Below are 13,857 nucleotides of genomic sequence, written 5' to 3' on the forward strand. Positions count from 1 at the left end.
CGAATCGCCTTAATCAACATTAACTAAAAACACGTCTGTCATGTCACAATCATTTAATCGAAGAAGTTGGTTGAAAACTGGTCTGCTATCACTGGGTGGTGCAGCTATGCTTCCTCAACTATCATGGGCTGAATCAAGCAAGCCAATCACACTCGACAAGTCAGGTCGAATTGTTTATACTCCTCTTTTTAGAGAACATACCGCTCCTTTAGAAGCGGAGATTCTGGCTAAACTAAATGCCAATGAAAACCCTTACGGTCCTTCTCCAAAGGCTGTTGAAGCATTGCAATCTGTGGCTTTACAGGGCAATCGTTATGGCTGGGGACAACTGTCGGTACTGATGGATAAGATTTCTGAAAAGGAAGGTGTGCCAAAAGAATATTTGATGATGGGGCCGGGCTCTTCTGATTTACTGGAGAAGTTTGCCCTGGTACTCTTTATGAAGGGTGGAACGGTTCTTTCTGCTGATCCTTCTTATATGTCACTAATGAATGTCGCCAGATCGGTTGGAGCAGACTGGAAAGGTATTCCTCTCAAAAAGGACTGGTCTCATGACCTTGAAGCGATGGAGGCAGCAATAGATAGTGATACGAAGCTGGTCTACATCTGTAACCCGAATAACCCAACAGGGACAATTACTGAATACAAGAAGCTTTATGACTTCTGTTCGAGAGTGTCTGAAAAGGTACCTGTCTTTATAGACGAAGCTTATCTTGACTTTGTTGATGGAGAAAATGGTAAGAGCATGGTCTCATTACTAAATGAAGGGAAGAATGTGATCGTAGCGAGAACCTTCTCAAAGATTCACGGTATGGCCGGATTAAGAGTTGGCTATGTGGCAGCTTTGCCGGAGACATTGGAGTCTATCCAAAGCATTACCAGAGGGGGGATGGGTATTTCCAATACCTCTATTCACGCGGCTATTGCCAGTATGGAGGATGTTGAATTTCAGCAGAAGTCAAAGCAACTGAATAAAGAAGCAAGAGATTATACCGCGGCAACTCTGAAAAGCATGGGTTTTGAACCAGTGCCATCTCATACAAGCTTCATGATATTCCCTCAGGAAGAAATGGAGGGTAGAGAGTTTCTGAAAAAAATGTCGGCCCAGGGAATTGGTGTGCGATCCTTTGAGATATATGACAAGACCTGGTGCCGTGTAAGTATGGGCACCATGAAGGAAATGGAAATGTTTACGTCTGCCTTAGGTAAGGTAATGGAATAGAGAAGATAGATTTCAATGGATCCAGCTTTACAAAAGACCTTTACTTTCTTATCCTTTATTCTGATTGGCTTCTTACTGAAAAGGAAGTTTGGCAGTCAGGATCAGGTAAATGGTATTAAGAACTTGATACTCACCATTGCCTTGCCATCTACCATTTTCGTGGCGTTGATGGGAGTGGAGATGAGTACCAATATGCTGATCATGCCCGTGTTGGCCTTGCTCTTTAATTTTCTGCTGTACTTTTTGACACCAATGCTTTCGAAGCTAACGGGTATTGATCCGGATTCATCGAAGGGAAGAACGCTCAGACTCCTGTTGCCTTCACTTGCGCCAGGTTTATCCTGCTTTCCTTTCATCTTAGAATACCTGGGTGAAAGCAGTCTGGCTGATGCTGCGCTGGCAGATGTAGGCAATAAATTTTTTGTACTCATCTTTCTTTATGTAGTGGCTATGAACATGTATTACCGGTTTCATGATGAAGGTACCGGAAGTTCTAAAGGAAAGATGAAAGAGCTCTTTCTGTCTCTCATCAGTGAACCAATCAATCTGGTGATTGGCCTGGCCATTATACTCCTGTCTTTCGGGGTTGGTTTCGATAATTTGCCTTCTTTCTTAGGAGATACTTTTAGCAGACTTAGTCTGATAATGACTCCACTGGTGCTGTTCTTTATAGGTCTGGCCGTAAAACTAAAAAAAGAGAGTCTCTGGCCTATACTCAATGTACTCCTGATCAGAGCAGGTATTACATTGCTCATTAGCACGGCACTGGTTCTTGTGACAGGTATTAATAGTGAAGCAACTATACTCCTGATCATGGTCTTTCCTTTGAGCTCCTGCAGCTTCTGGCCATTTGCCCATCTTTCCATTTTCAGTAAAAAGGAGAAGGGTTCAGTAAAAACATTTGACCCTGAGTATGCCATTCTGGTATTGGCCTTATCTCTTCCGATTTCGACTACGCTGATTCTGGGTATTCTCTCCAGTGGAAGTCTTTTTGCCAAGCCAGTTATTTCATCAATGGCGGGTGTGATTCTACTTGGTATAGCCCTGATTGCTCAGTTGATTAGGAAACTGGCAAGTGGTGGAATTAATTGGGGGATGAGTGAGAATAAGAAATTAATAGAGCAGACGGAGTGAATTAAGATAAAAACCTCAATAAAGTCATGTTGATTTATTGTGTTTTATGTAGTGTCAACCAAGAAAAGCCCCTGGAGAGGGGCTTTTCGCTTTGAGGTTAAATGCTTTTTAGTTAGTGACCTTGTATGCAATTACATCGATACCAATACCATCAATTTGCACACCGGCATTCGAGATAATATTGATACCTACCCATCCTGTAAATGCTCCGGATACTGCTTGGTAAGGCAAATAAACTGTGTTATTCCAGATAGCCATGTTGGAAGAACTACTCACAGAGTTAGCCCTGGTGTAAGTCACAAAACCATCTTCAGTGGTACTATAGTTGGTAACCAATGAATTGATTTGAGTACCCTCCTGTAAGAGACTAAGGCCAGGAATGACAGCCTCATTCTCTAGGATTTCGAATTCATTCCCTGAGAAGGGAATCTCTACTCCATTTCTACCTCTTAATAGGAGAACCTGCAGGTCAGACCATTTAATCAGAGTGAATCGCAAATCGACAGAACTGTTATCATCAATGTCAAGGTCAGCTTCGAAATAAGTCGAATCACCCACCTGATTGGTTTGGGTAAAGCTGATGGATGTTATATCGTCATTATAAGTGACTCCTGGTTGATCTGTTTGACCAACAACCAATAACTCTTCGGACTGGCCTCCGCCAAAAGGAACTGTATCTGAACCACAGGCCGTAATTAAGGCCGCACTTAATAATAGCAATAGTGTTTTTTTCATAGTCTCTTAATAATGCTCACGAATTTAAGTAAAAACGTGTTGATGCTCTAATGACACACAATTCTTGTTTAGGGTTGTCATGAATAGGCACAACTAGTCATCCAGAAGACCCGTAGGTAAACCATCGATACTTATCAGGTTTTTCTCATTCCAGTACTCTCTGATACCCTCTTTGCCTTTTCTTTCTGCCCAGTCAGCCAGAACAGGGCGGTCTTCCTTATAATCCATTAGAGGTACCCCGAATCCGCATGAGGTCTGCACAGAGCTGAGGTCAACAACAAAGATATTACGCGCCCCATTGCTGGGAGGAAACATTGCGTAGTACTTATCCCAGTCTGCGTCTTGCTCATGAATGGTTCTTGCGGTTCCAAATAACCTTAGAATGAGTGGCTTTCCTTCGAATGCACAGAACATGATGGTAATCCGGTTGATTTGTTTGAGGTGAGCAGCAGTTTCGTTGCCACTCCCTGTAAGGTTGAGCCATGCTACCTGAGTGGGAGACAATACCCTGAAAGAGTCCATTCCTTTAGGTGATACATTTACCCGGCCCTCGGCAGCAGCTGTGCCGGTAAAAAACACCTTTTGATTTTCGATGAATTCAGTGAGTTGTGGGCTTAGTGATTCGTAGAATTTTGCCATAAGTGTAGGTTTTGAGTTTCGTGACGGAAAGTTCTAAAAGTAATATTAATGCGTGGCTCAGAACATTCAGGGTTGCGGGCCAAAGCATGTTCATAATTTTCCTGACATCCCTTTCCCATTACAAATAGGCTTCCATGTGGTAAAAGTTCCTCGTAGACTTCTTTAGTTCTAATATCTCGTAATTGGAATAACCTTTCTGCCCCAAGACTAATAGAGGCAATCACTTCAGTACTTCCAAATGCCTCATAATCAGAATGGAAATCCATGCTGTTTTGACCGTTTCGGTAGTAGAGACATACTCCTGTATGAAATGCCCATTGTAGCTCTTGCTCCACACGATATCTTATGGCCTCAAGTGCCTCGAACCAGGGCGCGGTATTTCCCCAATGTTCAGGAGGAAGGACATTTTCAGAAAAGAGTTCTTTATCCATAAACATAACCTTCCTGACCTCAGGAATTTGCAAAGCCTCGGGTTGGGACGAAAGAAACTCATCGTTTAGCAGGTAGTCATTTTTTAAGACCTGAAATAGGTTCGATGCGGTTTCAGCATCTATAAAATTGGGGATAAATTTGACTTGACAACTTAAAGTACTGGTATCCATGTGTTAATATTCATTGAAGAAACGAAGCTAATGATTAGTCACTAAAACTTTAAATCCGATCGTTTTCATTGACACATCTTTCCTTAGTTTTGTGCCCGCTCAAAAAATTAGAATATGTCATACGCTCAATTAATTGCTCAGGAGATAGCTGTTGGCCCAAGACAGGTTGAAGCTACTATTAAGTTATTGGATGAAGGAGGAACCGTGCCATTCATCGCCAGATACAGAAAGGAGCTGACAGGTAGCCTCGATGAAGTTCAGATAGCCGCTGTAAGAGATCGTCTGCAACAATTAAAGGAACTCGATAAGCGGAGAGAGACTATTCTGAAGTCTATCAAAGACCAGGAGAAGTTGACCCCAGAGTTAGAAGCGCAGATCAATGCAGCAGAAACCATGGCTGCACTGGAAGATATTTACCTGCCCTACAAGCCCAAAAGAAAGACCAGAGCCTCAATGGCCAGAGAAAAGGGGTTGGAGCCTTTGGCTAATAAGCTGTATGAGCAACAGTCTTTTGATGTAGAAAGTGAAGCGGCTCAATACATCAGTGAAGAAAAAGGAGTCTCATCGATCGATGAAGCCCTGCAGGGTGCCAGAGATATTATCGCTGAGACTATTAATGAGAATGCTGAAGCAAGGGAAAAGATGCGAAAGTATTTTCAGAAAAATGCAACCATCAAGTCGAGAGTATATACAGGCAAGGAAGAAGAAGGGCAGAAGTACAAAGACTACTTCGAGTGGGAAGAGCCATTGAAAGATGCTCCATCTCACAGGGTGTTGGCCATGAGGCGCGGAGAGTCAGAATTGTTTTTGATGCTGGATGTACTTCCTCCTGAAGAAGAAGCTATCAACATGCTGGAACGTCAGTTTGTGACAGCTCATAATGCTGCTTCTGAGCAGGTTAGGCTTGCTGTGAAAGACGCTTATAAGCGACTGTTGAGTCCTTCCATGGAAACAGAAATGCGTATGCTTTCCAAAAAGAAGGCGGACGAGGAAGCTATTGAGGTTTTTGCCAAAAACTTACATAAACTCTTAATGGCAGCACCTTTGGGTAGAAAAAGAGTACTCGCCATTGACCCCGGGTTTAGAACAGGTTGTAAAGTGGTTTGTCTCGATGCACAGGGTAAACTCCTTCATTATGAGGCTATTTTTCCTAATGAGCCGCAAAGAAGAACTACCGAATCAGCGGCTTCCATTCGTCACTTGGTCGAAAAATTCCAGATTGAAGCCATTGCTATCGGAAATGGAACGGCAAGCCGTGAAACAGAAGAATTTGTGAAGAAAATTGGACTACCAGCTTCAGTGATGGTGGTAGTGGTCAACGAAAGTGGAGCATCTATCTATTCTGCTTCAGAAATTGCCAGAAATGAATTCCCTGACCATGACGTAACGGTAAGAGGAGCAGTATCTATTGGTAGAAGAATGATGGATCCATTGGCTGAATTAGTGAAAATCGACCCTAAGTCAATTGGGGTAGGCCAGTATCAGCATGATGTCGACCAGTCGGCATTGAGAAAATCACTGGATGATGTTGTAATGAGCTGTGTGAATGCTGTTGGCGTAGAAGTCAATACCGCTTCAGAACAATTACTCACTTACGTAGCAGGTCTTGGAGCACAGCTGGCCAGAAATATTGTAGAATATAGAAATGAGAATGGCCCTTTCAGGGATAGAGAAGCCATCAAAAATGTTCAACGATTGGGCGATAAGGCTTTTGAACAGGCAGCTGGTTTTCTGCGAATCAAAGGAGCTCAGAATCCACTCGATGATAGTGCTGTACACCCGGAGGCTTATGCATTAGTGAAGCAGATGGCTAAAGACCTTAACTGTGAAGTAGCGGACCTGGTAAAAAATGAGTCATTGAGAAGCAAGGTCGATCTTAAGAAATATGTAACCGATCATATAGGGTTGCCTACGCTGAAGGATATTATGGCTGAATTGGCCAAGCCTGGTCGTGATCCCAGAGAGCAGTTTGAGGTATTTAGTTTTGCCGAAGGCATCAATCATATTGAGGATTTGAAAATCGGTATGAAGATTCCTGGTATAGTGACCAATGTAACCAACTTTGGAGCTTTTGTCGATGTTGGGGTGCATCAAGATGGTTTGGTACACATTAGCCAAATGGCTGATCAATACATAAGCAATCCGGCCGATGTGGTGGCAGTACAGCAAAAAGTAATGGTTACTGTAACGGAAGTAGATGTGGCCAGAAAAAGAATATCTCTTTCCATGAAAGGAGAGTCTAAGCCTCAACCTAAAAAATCTAAAGCACCAAGAAGAAGACAGGAGCCAGAAACGGATATGGCGGCCAAATTAGCTGCTTTAAAAGGCAAGTTTGGCAAATAGTCTGATTGGCTCTTAGTAAAGGACTTTGTGCATCACGAAATTATGGTAAGTATTTTCTGACATTGGGAAAAGGCTTTCACCAATGACCGAGAAACCCTGGCGCTCGTAGAATGTACGGGCTCTGGGGTTTTCCTGCCAAACCTCGAGCCATAACTCGTTGAACCCTTCAGTTTTTAACTTCAGTTCGGCCTGCTGTAATAAACCAAATCCCACACCTGTACCTGTAAATCTCTCCAATACATAAAGCTTTGAGAGTTCGGGTAACTCTTTCTGCAAACCAGGGCAGGCCCTGTTTAATAGTATTTCGGTAATACCCACCGGGTTGTTCTTGTAATAAGCCACAATGAACTGATTTGGATTATGGCTAATGGACTCGTTCAGATAGGACTTTGAGAATCGTTGATTAATAAATTCGGTGAATTCATGTGTGATTCCGTCAATTGCATAGGTCTGAATATAGACCTGATGGAGCAATACAATAAGTCTCTCAATATCATCCGGATATGCCGGCCGATATTCAATGTGAGCAGCAATTTTCATTTTTTGGCTTAAAAACTATTAGACTCCTGATAGGCCGGTTTGGTTGTAATGTTGGAGACAAAAGCCTGCGCTTGTAAATAAGAAGAGATGAAAAAGAGATCGAATGCTAAGCTCAATCGTCAGTTTTTGATAGGTTTGGGTAATGAAGAAGTTCACTCAGATTTTAATGCTTCTTGTGGCGCTCTCAGTACTTTTCTCTTGTAGTTCCAATCAAAAGAATAGGGAAGAGGTAACTCCTCCGGAGGGGATGGTCTTTATTCCTGCCGGTGATTTTAGCATGGGAGGAAAAACTGTTCAGGCTGACAGAGATGAATTCCCGAGAAATGAAGTTGAGCTGGCTGGATTCTTCATGGATGAAACGGAGGTGACCAACCGGCAGTTTCAGGCTTTTGTAGAAGCAACAGGTTATGTAACTATTGCGGAAAAGGACATTGATTGGGAAGTACTCAAAAAGGGCCTTCCACCCGAAACACCTAAGCCGGCTGACTCATTGTTGAAAGCCGGGTCACTTGTTTTTCAGGCAACTGACGGTCCCGTCAATCTCAACTACGAGAGTCAATGGTGGAAATGGACTGTTGGGGCCAATTGGCGGCATCCCTTTGGACCGGGATCAAATCTGGAAGGTAAGATGGACTATCCCGTAGTACACATTGCCTACGATGATGCCAAAGCTTATGCTAAATGGGCAGGCAAAAGGCTTCCTACCGAAGCAGAGTGGGAATGGGCCGCCATGGGTGGACTTGATGACCCTGTTTATCCCTGGGGTAATGTGGCAGTGGATAATGCTACTGATAAAGCTAATTTCTGGCAGGGATTGTTTCCATATGAGAATACCGAGGCTGATGGCTATCTAAATGCTGCACCGGTTAAAAGCTATGCGCCCAATGGATATGGATTGTATGATATGGCTGGTAATGTATGGGAATGGTGCCAGGATAAATACCATGTAGAAGCCTACAGTCAAATGTCTGAAGCAGAGCAATTGGTTAATCCTCAAGGCCCCAGATCATCATTCGACCCCATGGAACCTTATGTTGAGAAGTTTGTCATGAGAGGGGGATCCTTTCTCTGTAGTGACAGCTACTGCAGTGGCTATCGAGTGAGTCGAAGAATGAAATCTACAAGAGACTCGGGTTTTGGACATGTAGGCTTAAGGTGTGTAAAGGATCTATGATTAATGAGTTAGTTAATAAACTATACTGTTAGTTGTTTGAATGACTAATTCTGCATAGATTCAGGGTCAAACAACTCAACATGTTCAAAGCTCATCTCAAGTTTGCTTTCAAGTCGGTCAGAAAGCACAAAATTCCTTCCTTCATCAATTTCTTTGGTTTTACCCTGGGTCTTACCGGAGCCATACTCCTTATGTCAATTTTATGGCATGATCTCAATTATGATGGATATCATTTCCAAGGTGACAGAATCTATCGCCTGACTACAAAAATCGATTTACCCAATGGTGCCAGGCACTTTGCTTCATCATCTGCCATGACTGGGAATAATCTGGCGGCATCCCTACCGGAAGTAGAGGCAACAATTCGGACAAGATTTCTACAAGCCAATATGGAAATAGGAGATAAGACTTTTTCCAATGAAGCAATGCTCTTTGCTGATGCAGCTTATTACCTGGCTTTTGAGGTAAAACTAATGGAAGGTCAATTGCCTAATGGACCAAATGATTTGTTGATAAGCGAAAGGACAAGAGAGCGGTTTTTTGGAAATGAAAATGCCATAGGAGAGATTATTGAGGCTGCCGGACCATTTGGTAACAGGAGCTTCAGAGTTGCAGGTGTTTATGAGAGCTATCCTACCAATGTATCCGTCAGGCCTCCTATGCTGGGAGATTTTAGTTTAATAGAACCTTTGCACAACACCAATTATGCATCCATTATGCCAGGTTTGGAAACCTATTTGCTTACCCATTCAGTGGTTGATCAGTCAGTATTGCAGGATAAGCTCAACCAACATTTTCAGGAGGTTTTACCAGAGAATATCAGAGAGGTAATTGTCCATGAAGCTCAGGCATTCCAAGATATTCATTTGATCAGAGGCCTTGAATTTGATGCAGGTCAAAAGCACGATAAACAGACACTGTGGGTACTCGGTGTATTGGCTGCCTTTATCATCGGTTCTACATTCATTAACTTCTTCAACATGCAAACGGCTTTGGTTGCTCAAAGAATGAAGGAACTGTCTATCAAGAGAGCACTTGGACAGACAGCTTTAAGCAATGTGTTACAAACCTCTTTTGAGGCATTGGTGGTTTTACTGCCTGCGGTAGCGCTTTGTGGTTTGTTGGTTCATTTAACCCTGACAGAGCTTGAGGCCTATACCAGTATGACACTGAAGACAGCCTGGCTGGCAGAAGATAAGTTTATCTGGATGCTGACCGGAATCTTGCTGAGTTTCTGGGCACTGGCATCGATTACATCTATCGGTCTGATGAAAGTTTCAAGCCGTCAGGTGAAAGGTCAGAAAGGTGAGTTCAGTACTATATTTAAGAAGGGACTTATCGGTTTACAGTTTGCGCTGGCTGGTTTCTTCATATTGAATGCCATGGTTATTTCTAATCAATTGAATTACATCAATCAATTGGACTTGGGTTATGAGAATGATGGCCTTATCGCTATTAACCTTAATGGTATTCAGGGTTATGAACAGGCGCTTACCATCAAAAATGCTTTTGAGAGTATTAGCGGAGTAAAGAATACCAGTGTTTCTCAGTCCACTATTTTCGGAAATCAGGGTAAAGCCAATTTCGCAGTTCAAATGGATACGGGTTCCGTAAATCATATGCTCAATATCAATTTCATTGATCCCGATTTTATAGAAACTAATCAAATGACCTTACTGGCCGGTGAAAATATCCGTGAAAGTAACCGAGGTATTATTCTCAATGTGCAGGCTGTTGAAAGCCTGGGTTTTAAAGACTTTCAGGATGCATTAGGAAGACAAATGACCTATACCTTCCGGGATACTTCACTAACCTATCAAATTGCCGGAGTGGTATCGGATTATCATTATACTACCATGCACCAGAGCATAGAACCTATAGTTCTTTTTCAGAATGAGATGGGTGGATATAATAATATGTCAATCAGGGTGGAAGGTAATTCACTTGAGTCTATTCTCTCTGAAATGGAAAGCACATGGACTGAATTCTTTCCCGGAAGTCAGTTGAGTTATCGGGTGATGGAAGACGTGCTGGACAGAGCTTATGAAGATGACTTTCAGAAAGGGAAGTTCTATCAGTGGGCGACCTTGTTGCTGGTTTCAATTGCCGCGTTGGGCATCTTTGGACTTACCTATTACTATGCTGATCAGAAAAGAAAGGAGATTGGTGTAAGAAAAGCCATAGGTGCCAGATTGAGCCATATCATTGGACAAATAGCCAGACCGATTGCTGTCGTATGTTTCCTGGCTGCACTAGTAGCGATACCTCTGGGTATTTACTTTTCTCAACAATGGCTCAACGGTTATCAATACGGCATTGAAATAGGAGTGGGACAAGTGGCATTGACTATACTCATTATGTTTAGCCTGTCTACAATTGCCCTTTTATATCCTGGGATAAAGGCATCAAGAATTAATCCTGTAGAGGCCTTGAGGGAAGAATAGGAGTATGTGTTGAAGAGGGGAGTTACAAATCTACACTCCCGTTTTCATTCCATTCAGTTCCGAGAAGGGGGAGAACATAGATGATTTTATTGCGATATGTCCAGCAATGCAAGGGATAGTCCTCCTTGATGTCAAACTTCCATTCTTTACTGTTGCCGTCTTTGCCTGAATAATTAGGAGCTCCCAGAAGAATATTGGCCTGTAGCTCCATGACAGCCTCATCCTTAAAATTTACAATAATCTCATATAGGGGGGAGGAACCATCAGCATCGAAATAATAAACTACTGAGGATATCAGTTTAGAGTCAATTTCTTCGAGATAAACATGTCTGAAATTGCCGTTATTCTCCTGTAATTGAGCGTTTGGATGCTTTTTTAAAAAGCTGGAAAGAGTCGTTTCAAACTTCAGTTTATTGAGCTCCTTGGGTAGAAGATCCTTGAGTTTTTCAGGGCTTTCTAATGACCCGAATGTCAGGTAACAGAAGATGACAACCTGGCTCGCAAGAAGTATGTGTGTGAATTGTCTAACAGTTGAACGAGGCATAATTCACGGTTTCAGAATTTGAAAGGTACATATAAAATTTATTTAATAACTAAGGGAATCACCTATTTTTTATATGTTAAAGCCTGATAGTGAATATGTTATGTTTTTATCTCCTAAATATTACCCGGGGTTCATCCTGCCTGACCATCTCCATCAATGTCTTTGCCTATGTGTTCCTCAAGCGCTTTGAGCGTCTTAACAAGTAGCACTTTCGTCTTGTGAAGCTCATCTTCAAGGTAATAAATTCGCTCCTCCAATGACTGAGCTCTGTTTTGTTGTTCGCTAATTTGACTTTGTTGAATCAAATCCCAGAATAGTCCCATAATCGTTTCTGTTTTTAGTAAAGGCGATTATAAAGGAAATAGTTGAGAGATAAAATAGCGTAAGAGTAGGAAGAGTATCTCAAAAACAGGCATGCCTGAATTATTGAGATACCCTCTAAAAGTGAGTTAAAGGATTTATTGATTAGGGAATGCATCACTGCTCATTACTTCTTTCATTTGATCAGTATGCCTTCTTACATGACCTGAAATGAGTAGAACTGCTTGATATAGGTCGATTTTCCCCAGGGGTGAATCAGCTACTCTGTTTCTTAAGTCTTCATCGGTTGACTTCAGCCATTTAGCATGAGCCGATCTTAATTTTTTAAGGTCCTTCAAAACATCCTTGTAGTCTCCCTCTATATTCTGAGGTTCTGCCTGCTCGCTGGTTTTGGCCTTTCGCTCTCTGCTGGTAATAAACTGTATCACTTGTTCATCAGACAATTGCAGGGCATCTCGGTTGTCAGGGTCTGCTGAGCCTTTGAGGGGTGTTTCAACAAAAGCCGTCCAGATAGCCTGCTCAGATATCATTAAATGCCTGAGACAATCTTCGACTGACCAACTGTTAGCATCAGGTTTAAATTTTAGTTGTTCTTCTGACAGACCTCGAAGGGTGGAGAGCATGTAGTCCGTAGACTCATTCATATATTGAATTGCAAAGTCCTTTTCCTCTTTACTAAGGGAGCTTTGAGCCGAAAGGTTTAACGATAAACCAGCGACCATTAATAAGCATAATAATTTGATTCTCATGATTTCTGTTTTTGAGTTTGTTTAGTCCATGACGATGAACATCTCCTAGCCGGGACATTGTCATCAAAATTACAGAATTGAAATACTCGAATGGGTTAACCATCTGTTAATCAAAAGTTAAAGATGATGATGGATTTTATTGAATGGTTTGTCTCAGATCAGATCAGTATATTTTTTATTTGAGCCTTTACTCTTACTGATTGGGTACTTTATTTCGTTTAGTTTAATCTTTTTTTCAGCGGCCTTTAGTATGTTAATACCATACTCCTCGCTTATATAAATTAGAAATATGAAAATATCTGCAAGTTCTTCTTCAATCTTGTCAATTTCTAAGTTTTTTAACTGCTCGTCACTCTTCCATAGAAATAATTCTTGTAGCTCACTTACTTCTATATTGAGTCCTAGCAATAAGTCTTTAATCTTATGAAACTGATGCCAATCACGTTCTTCTCTGAACTTTATTACATGTTCTTTCAGTAGTTCGAAGTCTTTATTTCTGTCTAAATTCATATCGCCTCAATTTCAAAGCATTTTTGGATGGATGATCATTCTCGTTGTTAGGTAATTCTATTCTTGTTTGATGAAACTGATTATAATAGTGAGACCTCACATATTGACTTATATGAACCGTATAGCTTTCATCAATAAATAAGAGTCCACTGTCATAGAGTTTGTGTAGGTCAGTTCTAAGCAATAAACCGTTTTTAACGTGGTTTGAGTTAGTATTAATATAGGGTTGTATATGTGCAGCTTCTAATAATTCTGGGATTTTTTCTCCGGTAATACAACATCGGTGTTTGTATGCCTCAGAGATTGTAAATCGAAATAGACTTTGGCCTTTTCTCTCTTTAACCATGGTTTGTTTACTCTTTTTTTGGTTAAGATCGACAAGGTGAAAATCCTTCGAGCTCTGATTAGAGATAATATGATTAATTAGAGGGTCATGGTCGAGATAATACTTTATTTTAACGATGTGTCTTGAAAAGGATATGTCAAAATTCTGTAGGTCAAGGAAATGTTCATTATCTAGGAATATCGGGGTTTTTAATATGATACAGCCTAACTGTGTAGAACTGTTATTCTTTAAATTATTACTTCTATTGTTCTTATATAAATATAGTTTCTCTTGTAACTCATCTTTACTACCACATCCATTACTGAGTCCAAATTGATTCCAGGCGTCATCGAATGATAATGTTTTATAATCTTCAAAGATTCCAAAGCCGCCTATTTTTCTAATTGGGGCTTTAAGCATAAAATAAAGATGGTCACCTTTGCTTAGTTTACTTATGTTCCAGGGAGTAGGGGTCCAGAAGTTTACTTTATAAGTATGATTATTGCTTTTTAAATAGTTGAACCAGTCAAGATCTGTTGGTGATATTGCAAACATGCTTTACAGTTAACAAGGGT

General features: G+C 41.3%; 14 protein-coding genes. 5 read left to right on the forward strand and 9 right to left on the reverse strand.

Annotation, left to right across the window (positions count from 1 at the left end; all coding sequences use genetic code 11):
- Window positions 1–40: 40 nt before the first annotated feature.
- Together ACOOEY_RS17445 and ACOOEY_RS17450 are read left to right on the forward strand one after the other, a co-directional pair.
- Window positions 41–1,222, forward strand: coding sequence for a pyridoxal phosphate-dependent aminotransferase (locus ACOOEY_RS17445; RefSeq protein ID WP_420386009.1), 1,182 nt, complete (start codon window positions 41–43; stop codon window positions 1,220–1,222).
- Between the two features lie 15 nt (window positions 1,223–1,237).
- Window positions 1,238–2,356: an AEC family transporter gene (locus ACOOEY_RS17450; RefSeq protein WP_420386010.1), complete on the forward strand. Its 1,119-nt coding sequence runs from the start codon at window positions 1,238–1,240 to the stop codon at window positions 2,354–2,356.
- A gap of 108 nt (window positions 2,357–2,464) precedes the next feature.
- Here ACOOEY_RS17450 and ACOOEY_RS17455 read toward each other — a convergent pair whose 3' ends face one another.
- From ACOOEY_RS17455 to ACOOEY_RS17465, 3 genes are all read right to left on the reverse strand, one after another.
- The gene (locus ACOOEY_RS17455; protein WP_420386011.1) at window positions 2,465–3,091 is read right to left on the reverse strand and encodes a hypothetical protein; all 627 of its coding nucleotides are present in this window, start codon (window positions 3,089–3,091) and stop codon (window positions 2,465–2,467) included.
- A gap of 93 nt (window positions 3,092–3,184) precedes the next feature.
- Window positions 3,185–3,730: a pyridoxamine 5'-phosphate oxidase family protein gene (locus tag ACOOEY_RS17460; protein ID WP_420386012.1), complete on the reverse strand. Its 546-nt coding sequence runs from the start codon at window positions 3,728–3,730 to the stop codon at window positions 3,185–3,187.
- The gene (locus tag ACOOEY_RS17465) at window positions 3,706–4,332 is read right to left on the reverse strand and encodes an alpha-ketoglutarate-dependent dioxygenase AlkB (protein WP_420386013.1); all 627 of its coding nucleotides are present in this window, start codon (window positions 4,330–4,332) and stop codon (window positions 3,706–3,708) included. The genes ACOOEY_RS17460 and ACOOEY_RS17465 overlap by 25 nt, the downstream gene beginning before the upstream one ends.
- Before the next feature lie 114 nt (window positions 4,333–4,446).
- On the opposite strand from ACOOEY_RS17465, the gene ACOOEY_RS17470 reads away from it, so the two are divergent.
- Complete coding sequence (locus tag ACOOEY_RS17470; protein ID WP_420386014.1) at window positions 4,447–6,675, forward strand: Tex family protein; 2,229 nt, start codon at window positions 4,447–4,449, stop codon at window positions 6,673–6,675.
- A gap of 12 nt (window positions 6,676–6,687) precedes the next feature.
- Here ACOOEY_RS17470 and ACOOEY_RS17475 read toward each other — a convergent pair whose 3' ends face one another.
- Window positions 6,688–7,215 (reverse strand): GNAT family N-acetyltransferase, encoded by a 528-nt coding sequence (locus tag ACOOEY_RS17475; RefSeq protein WP_420386015.1) that lies wholly within the window; start codon window positions 7,213–7,215, stop codon window positions 6,688–6,690.
- 142 nt (window positions 7,216–7,357) lie between these two features.
- Here ACOOEY_RS17475 and ACOOEY_RS17480 point away from each other — a divergent pair, with 142 nt between their 5' ends.
- Together ACOOEY_RS17480 and ACOOEY_RS17485 are read left to right on the forward strand one after the other, a co-directional pair.
- Window positions 7,358–8,389 (forward strand): formylglycine-generating enzyme family protein, encoded by a 1,032-nt coding sequence (locus ACOOEY_RS17480; RefSeq protein ID WP_420386016.1) that lies wholly within the window; start codon window positions 7,358–7,360, stop codon window positions 8,387–8,389.
- 80 nt (window positions 8,390–8,469) lie between these two features.
- Window positions 8,470–10,833, forward strand: a complete 2,364-nt coding sequence (locus ACOOEY_RS17485; RefSeq protein ID WP_420386017.1) for an ABC transporter permease — start codon at window positions 8,470–8,472, stop codon at window positions 10,831–10,833.
- 22 nt (window positions 10,834–10,855) lie between these two features.
- Here the strand turns inward: ACOOEY_RS17485 and ACOOEY_RS17490 are convergent, their stop codons facing one another.
- From ACOOEY_RS17490 to ACOOEY_RS17510, 5 genes are all read right to left on the reverse strand, one after another.
- Window positions 10,856–11,377, reverse strand: coding sequence for a hypothetical protein (locus tag ACOOEY_RS17490; RefSeq protein ID WP_420386018.1), 522 nt, complete (start codon window positions 11,375–11,377; stop codon window positions 10,856–10,858).
- A gap of 131 nt (window positions 11,378–11,508) precedes the next feature.
- Window positions 11,509–11,700: a hypothetical protein gene (locus ACOOEY_RS17495; RefSeq protein ID WP_420386019.1), complete on the reverse strand. Its 192-nt coding sequence runs from the start codon at window positions 11,698–11,700 to the stop codon at window positions 11,509–11,511.
- Between the two features lie 135 nt (window positions 11,701–11,835).
- The gene (locus tag ACOOEY_RS17500; RefSeq protein ID WP_420386020.1) at window positions 11,836–12,447 is read right to left on the reverse strand and encodes a DinB family protein; all 612 of its coding nucleotides are present in this window, start codon (window positions 12,445–12,447) and stop codon (window positions 11,836–11,838) included.
- 153 nt (window positions 12,448–12,600) lie between these two features.
- The gene (locus ACOOEY_RS17505; RefSeq protein ID WP_420386021.1) at window positions 12,601–12,957 is read right to left on the reverse strand and encodes a nucleotide pyrophosphohydrolase; all 357 of its coding nucleotides are present in this window, start codon (window positions 12,955–12,957) and stop codon (window positions 12,601–12,603) included.
- Window positions 12,938–13,837: an HNH endonuclease gene (locus ACOOEY_RS17510; protein ID WP_420386022.1), complete on the reverse strand. Its 900-nt coding sequence runs from the start codon at window positions 13,835–13,837 to the stop codon at window positions 12,938–12,940. The genes ACOOEY_RS17505 and ACOOEY_RS17510 overlap by 20 nt, the downstream gene beginning before the upstream one ends.
- Window positions 13,838–13,857 lie beyond the last annotated feature (20 nt).

This window comes from Roseivirga sp., assembly GCF_965216855.1.
Lineage (GTDB): Bacteria > Bacteroidota > Bacteroidia > Cytophagales > Cyclobacteriaceae > Roseivirga.

What these genes read in the sequence shown, in the direction of transcription:
- ACOOEY_RS17490 (WP_420386018.1), bottom strand. Translation starts at nt 11,377, where the DNA reads ATGCCTCGTTCAACTGTTAGACAATTCACACACATACTTCTTGCGAGC.
- ACOOEY_RS17475 (WP_420386015.1), bottom strand. Translation starts at nt 7,215, where the DNA reads ATGAAAATTGCTGCTCACATTGAATATCGGCCGGCATATCCGGATGAT.
- ACOOEY_RS17460 (WP_420386012.1), bottom strand. Translation starts at nt 3,730, where the DNA reads ATGGCAAAATTCTACGAATCACTAAGCCCACAACTCACTGAATTCATC.
- ACOOEY_RS17510 (WP_420386022.1), bottom strand. Translation starts at nt 13,837, where the DNA reads ATGTTTGCAATATCACCAACAGATCTTGACTGGTTCAACTATTTAAAA.
- ACOOEY_RS17505 (WP_420386021.1), bottom strand. Translation starts at nt 12,957, where the DNA reads ATGAATTTAGACAGAAATAAAGACTTCGAACTACTGAAAGAACATGTA.
- ACOOEY_RS17485 (WP_420386017.1), top strand. Translation starts at nt 8,470, where the DNA reads ATGTTCAAAGCTCATCTCAAGTTTGCTTTCAAGTCGGTCAGAAAGCAC.
- ACOOEY_RS17470 (WP_420386014.1), top strand. Translation starts at nt 4,447, where the DNA reads ATGTCATACGCTCAATTAATTGCTCAGGAGATAGCTGTTGGCCCAAGA.
- ACOOEY_RS17495 (WP_420386019.1), bottom strand. Translation starts at nt 11,700, where the DNA reads ATGGGACTATTCTGGGATTTGATTCAACAAAGTCAAATTAGCGAACAA.
- ACOOEY_RS17500 (WP_420386020.1), bottom strand. Translation starts at nt 12,447, where the DNA reads ATGAGAATCAAATTATTATGCTTATTAATGGTCGCTGGTTTATCGTTA.
- ACOOEY_RS17445 (WP_420386009.1), top strand. Translation starts at nt 41, where the DNA reads ATGTCACAATCATTTAATCGAAGAAGTTGGTTGAAAACTGGTCTGCTA.
- ACOOEY_RS17455 (WP_420386011.1), bottom strand. Translation starts at nt 3,091, where the DNA reads ATGAAAAAAACACTATTGCTATTATTAAGTGCGGCCTTAATTACGGCC.
- ACOOEY_RS17450 (WP_420386010.1), top strand. Translation starts at nt 1,238, where the DNA reads ATGGATCCAGCTTTACAAAAGACCTTTACTTTCTTATCCTTTATTCTG.
- ACOOEY_RS17465 (WP_420386013.1), bottom strand. Translation starts at nt 4,332, where the DNA reads ATGGATACCAGTACTTTAAGTTGTCAAGTCAAATTTATCCCCAATTTT.
- ACOOEY_RS17480 (WP_420386016.1), top strand. Translation starts at nt 7,358, where the DNA reads ATGAAGAAGTTCACTCAGATTTTAATGCTTCTTGTGGCGCTCTCAGTA.